This window comes from Brevundimonas sp., assembly GCF_031082345.1.
Classification (GTDB): Bacteria; Pseudomonadota; Alphaproteobacteria; order Caulobacterales; family Caulobacteraceae; genus Brevundimonas.
On sequence record NZ_JAVHLH010000241.1, the window covers coordinates 1 to 4,327 of the forward strand.

The 4,327-nt window shown below is 68.7% G+C and carries 7 protein-coding genes; 6 read left to right on the forward strand and 1 reads right to left on the reverse strand.

Going from position 1 to position 4,327, the window contains the following annotated elements; genetic code table 11:
• Positions 1-1,032, reverse strand: a complete 1,032-nt coding sequence (locus RDU12_RS13095) for a ligase-associated DNA damage response exonuclease (protein ID WP_300291238.1) — start codon at positions 1,030-1,032, stop codon at positions 1-3.
• Positions 1,033-1,115: 83 nt separating this feature from the next.
• Here RDU12_RS13095 and RDU12_RS13100 point away from each other — a divergent pair, with 83 nt between their 5' ends.
• From RDU12_RS13100 to RDU12_RS13125, 6 genes are all read left to right on the forward strand, one after another.
• On the forward strand, positions 1,116-1,592 hold the full coding sequence (locus RDU12_RS13100; RefSeq protein ID WP_300291236.1) for a PaaI family thioesterase: 477 nt from the start codon (positions 1,116-1,118) through the stop codon (positions 1,590-1,592).
• A complete protein-coding gene (locus RDU12_RS13105) occupies positions 1,589-1,987 on the forward strand; it encodes a PaaI family thioesterase (RefSeq protein ID WP_300291234.1) in 399 nt (132 codons plus the stop codon). Before RDU12_RS13100 ends, RDU12_RS13105 begins: the two co-directional genes overlap by 4 nt.
• Positions 1,988-2,049: 62 nt before the next feature.
• The gene (locus tag RDU12_RS13110; RefSeq protein WP_300291232.1) at positions 2,050-2,439 is read left to right on the forward strand and encodes a hypothetical protein; all 390 of its coding nucleotides are present in this window, start codon (positions 2,050-2,052) and stop codon (positions 2,437-2,439) included.
• A gap of 33 nt (positions 2,440-2,472) precedes the next feature.
• A complete protein-coding gene (locus RDU12_RS13115) occupies positions 2,473-2,817 on the forward strand; it encodes a hypothetical protein (RefSeq protein WP_300291230.1) in 345 nt (114 codons plus the stop codon).
• Between the two features lie 220 nt (positions 2,818-3,037).
• Complete coding sequence (locus RDU12_RS13120) at positions 3,038-3,823, forward strand: hypothetical protein (protein WP_308685030.1); 786 nt, start codon at positions 3,038-3,040, stop codon at positions 3,821-3,823.
• Between the two features lie 71 nt (positions 3,824-3,894).
• Positions 3,895-4,327 (forward strand): IS1595 family transposase (locus RDU12_RS13125; RefSeq protein ID WP_308685032.1); only part of this gene is annotated, 433 nt, incomplete at its 3' end.

The window sequence follows — 4,327 nt, forward strand, 5'->3', positions numbered from 1 at the left end:
CTAGCCGGGCTCTTCGCCTCCGGTCTCCTCGTCCTCCTCGTCGTAACCGACCAACCGCAGGGCCCGGGCCTTCTGGCCCTCCAGCTCGCACCAGCGCAGCAGGCCTTCCTCGCGGCCGTGGGTGATCCACACCTCCTCGGGCCGAAGCTCGGCGAAGGTGGCGATCAATTCCGGCCAGTCGGCATGATCCGACAGCACCAGCGGCAGCTCCACGCCCCTCTGCCGGGCCCGGGCGCGCACGCCCATCCAGCCCGAGGCGAAGGCCAGCACCGGATCGGCGAAGCGGCGGGACCAGCGGTCCTGGGTCGCTGACGGCGGGGCGATCACCACCTCGCCGCCCAGCGCGTTCGGCTTCAGACCGGTGGCCGGCGACAGCGGCCCCAGATCGGCGCCTTCGCGCTCATACAGCCGGTTCAGCCGCTCGAGCGCGCCGTGGACGTAGATCGGACGGTCCCAGCCGGCCTCGCGCAGCAGGCGGATGACCCGCTGCGCCTTGCCCAGGGCATAGGCCCCGACCAGATGGGCCCGGTCGGGAAACTGCCGCAGGGAGTGAATCAGCCGGCCGATCTCCTCACCGTCCGGCGGATGGATGAAGACCGGCAGGCCGAAGGTCGCCTCGGAGATGAACACGTCGCAAGGCACGGGCTCGAACGGGGCGCAGGTCGGGTCGCGGCGGCGCTTGTAGTCGCCCGAGACCACCATGGTGACGCCCTTCCAGCGGATCACCGCCTGGGCCGAGCCGAGCACGTGGCCGGCGGGGACGAGGGTCACCTCCACGCCGTTGTGCGACGCCGTCTCGCCGTAGGCGGCCGGCTGTTCCCGCCCGGCGAAGTCCTCGCCATAGCGCTCGGCCATGATGGCCAGGGTCTGGGGGGTGGCCAGAACGGCCCCGTGGCCGGCGCGGGCATGGTCCGAATGGCCGTGGGTGATCACCGCCCGGTCGACCGGCCGGACCGGGTCGACATGAAAGTCGCCCGGCGGGCAGTAGAGCCCGGCGGGGGTCGGCCGGAGCAGGTCCTCGAAACGGATCATGGGTCGGATACGGGCCCTCGCAGCCGATGGATAACGCGCGAGTCGCGCTTGCGTCCACGCCCGGCGCGGGGCGATAGCAGGACATGGCTTCCTCCACCCTCGTCTCCCTGCTGCCCCAGCTGGCGTCCGGCGCGGCCCACACCCACGCCCTGGGCTTCGTTTTCGACGGGCTGGAGGGCGATCGCGTCCGCATCCGCGTGCCGTGGCGCGAGGATCTGGTCGGCGATCCGGACACCGGCGTGCTGGCGGGCGGCCTGGTCACCGCCCTGCTCGACCACGTCGGCGGGCTGGCGGTGTGGATCGCGCTGGACCGGTTCGAGCCGATCGCCACCCTCGACCTGCGCGTCGACTATATGCGGGCCGCCGAGCCGCGGCGGGACCTGATCGCCGAGGCGCGCTGCTACCGACTGACCCACTCGATCGCCTTCGTCCGGGCCTGGGCCTTCGAGGACGGGCCGGAGGACCCCGTGGCGGCGGCCCAGGCGGCCTATATGCTCAGCGCCGGCGACGGGCGGACGGCGGGCGCCAACCTGTCCGTCCAGCGGGGAGCCGCCGGATGAGCGCCCTGCTGGACCGCCTGCCCTATGCGCGCTTTCTCGGGCTGGAATCGGACCAGGACGGCGACGTCCTGACCGTGACCATGCCGTTCGCGGATCGTCTGATCGGCAATCCGATGCTGCCGGCCCTGCACGGGGGGGCCACGGCCGCCCTGCTGGAGCTGACCGCCGTGGCCCAGGTGGCGCTGTCCTATCCGCGCCTGAGCCTGCCGCGCCCGATCAACGTCACGGTGGCCTATCTGCGCTCCGGACGGCCGGTGGACGTGCACGCCCGCGCCCGCATCAGCAAGGCCGGCCGGCGCGTGGCCCATGTGCTGGCCGAGGCCTGGCAGGAGGACGAGGCCCAGCCGATAGCCTCCCTCACCGCCCACTTCCTGGTGGCCGAACACGACCTCTAGTTGTAGTCTGTTGTAACGTCCGATTGCTTGCTCTACGCGATGGTTAATCGCGGGAGGAAACCATGACGAGACACAGTATCGGCGAGGCCCTGGCGGCCCGCCTCTACACCGCCGAAGCGGCGATCGACCGGGCGTTGGCGGACGCCGCAGCCCTCGCCGCGGCCCTGCCGGAGGCCCGGGCGCAGGCTTGGCTGTCGGCGGTCACCGGCCAGCGCGCCTTCACCGGGGCGGCGGCTGCGATCAGCGCCCTGGCCGAGGCGCGGGGCCATCTGGTCCAGACCCACAACACTTTGGCGGCGCTGGCGCGGAAGATGGGGCTGGAGGCCCTCGCCGTGGGCCCTGTCGACAAGCCGGGCGACACGCCCCCGGTCGGCGGCGGGGTGTGTCCGGAAGGCGACACAAGCCGGAACGTGGTCAACAAATCCCTACCAAGTATTGGCGAGCCGTGTTAAGACCTTGTTCACTATTTCAGTTTGGAGGCTTCTATGGATAAGGCTCAAGTCATCGCCAGCCTCGCCGGCGATCTGTATGCGACGGAGCAGTCCGTTGACGAGGCCATCGCCCGCGCGACGACGCTGGTGCAGTCGATGATCGGAACGCGCACGGTCCTCGGCGTCTCCGCCGTAGTCGGCTCCGAGTCGCAGGCCAAGGCGATGGACGCGATCGCGAGCCTGGGCGCTGCACGCCAGGCCATGGTCACCTGCCATGAGGAACTGGCGAAGGATCACCGCCGCATGGGCTACGGCGTTTACGCGTCGGACGGGCAGGACAAGCCTCGGGAGGTGCCGAAGGTGCCGATCATTGGCGAGCACCGTCTCCGCGCGGTTTAATTCAATGTAATGTCCGCCAGCGGTCATTCCCGCTGGCCATGACTTCAGGCACTATCGCCCCCATGCACGAAGGTGTGGGGGCGATTCTGTGTTAACGACCATCTACTCCCAGCTAGTCTTGGCCGCCGCGGTGCTCGTGGTCAGCTTTGCTTTTTGGAAAGGCGACGAACCGGAACGCATAGGGGCCGCAGCTTACGCGCTAGTCTTTCTAGGCGCGCTTATGACTCCCGACAGCGGCAACCTGAGCGTTCCGCAGTGGAGCCTGATGGCGATGGACGTTGTCCTGCTTGCGGTTTTTCTCGGTCTCGCCCTGCACAGCCGCCGGAGCTGGCTGGTCTGGGCGTCGGCGTTCCAGGCGCTGATCGTCACTGGTCACGTCCTCGTCGCTGCCCACTTGCGGCCGCCGTCCAACGCCTTCGCGACCGTTATCAACATGTCCAACTACGGCCTGCTGATCGCGATGGCTGTCGGCACCTTCTGGGCTTGGCAGGAGCGGCGGATCGCCGCCATGGGATCGACAACAGGGCAGGCCCGCCACGCCTGTAGACGGGCGCGGTCCCGCGCGGAGGAAGCCCCAGTGTTCGACACAATCTACTCCCAGATCGGCGCGGCGGTCGGCGTGGTCGTCGTGGCGTTCGCCTTCCTGAAGGGCGACGAGCCCGAGCGGGTCGGGGCCGGCGCCTATGCCCTGGGCTCGCTGGCGGCGCTGCTGATTCAGGACGACAGCCAGCTGTATGGTCCGCAGTGGGGGCTGATGATCGTCGAGACGGTCCTTCTGGCGGCCTATGTCGCCCTGGCGTGGAAAAGCCGCCGGTCCTGGCCCGTCTGGGCCAGCGGGCTCCAGTCGCTGGTCGTCATGAGCCACCTGCTGACCACGACCGACGTCCGCCCCCCGATCGCGGCCTTCTACGCCGTCATCAACCTGGCCAGCTACGGCATCCTTCTCGTCCTCGCCCTAGGAGTCCTCCAGGCCTGGCGGGACCGCCGGACCCTCGGACTGGAGTAGCCACGGCGGCCGTTAGGTGGATATTCCTAACTATGCACTTTACAAACCGGGTCAATCTGGTAGGTTGAGTCATGGCCAACGCAACGCTTTCAGACCCGATCTTTCACGACGAGGACGCCGCTCGCGCTCACTTCGAAAAGGTGCGCTGGCCGGACGGTCGGACCTGCCCGCATTGCGGCGTGGTCGAGGCCTCTACCGAGTTGAAGGGCAAGGCCCATCGCAAGGGCCTCTACAAGTGCAACGCCTGTGATCGCCAGTTCACGGCGACCATCGGCACGGTCTACGAGGACTCCAAGGTTCCCCTGAACAAGTGGCTGCTGGCCATGCACCTGATGTGCGCCAGCAAGAAGGGTATCTCGGCCCTCCAGCTTCAACGCGAGCTCGCCCTCGGTTCCTACCGCACGGCGTGGTTCATGGCGCACCGCATCCGCGAGGCCATGACCGACACCGACAACACCCCGCTAGGCGGCGAGGGCAAGGTCGTTGAGGCCGATGAAACCTACT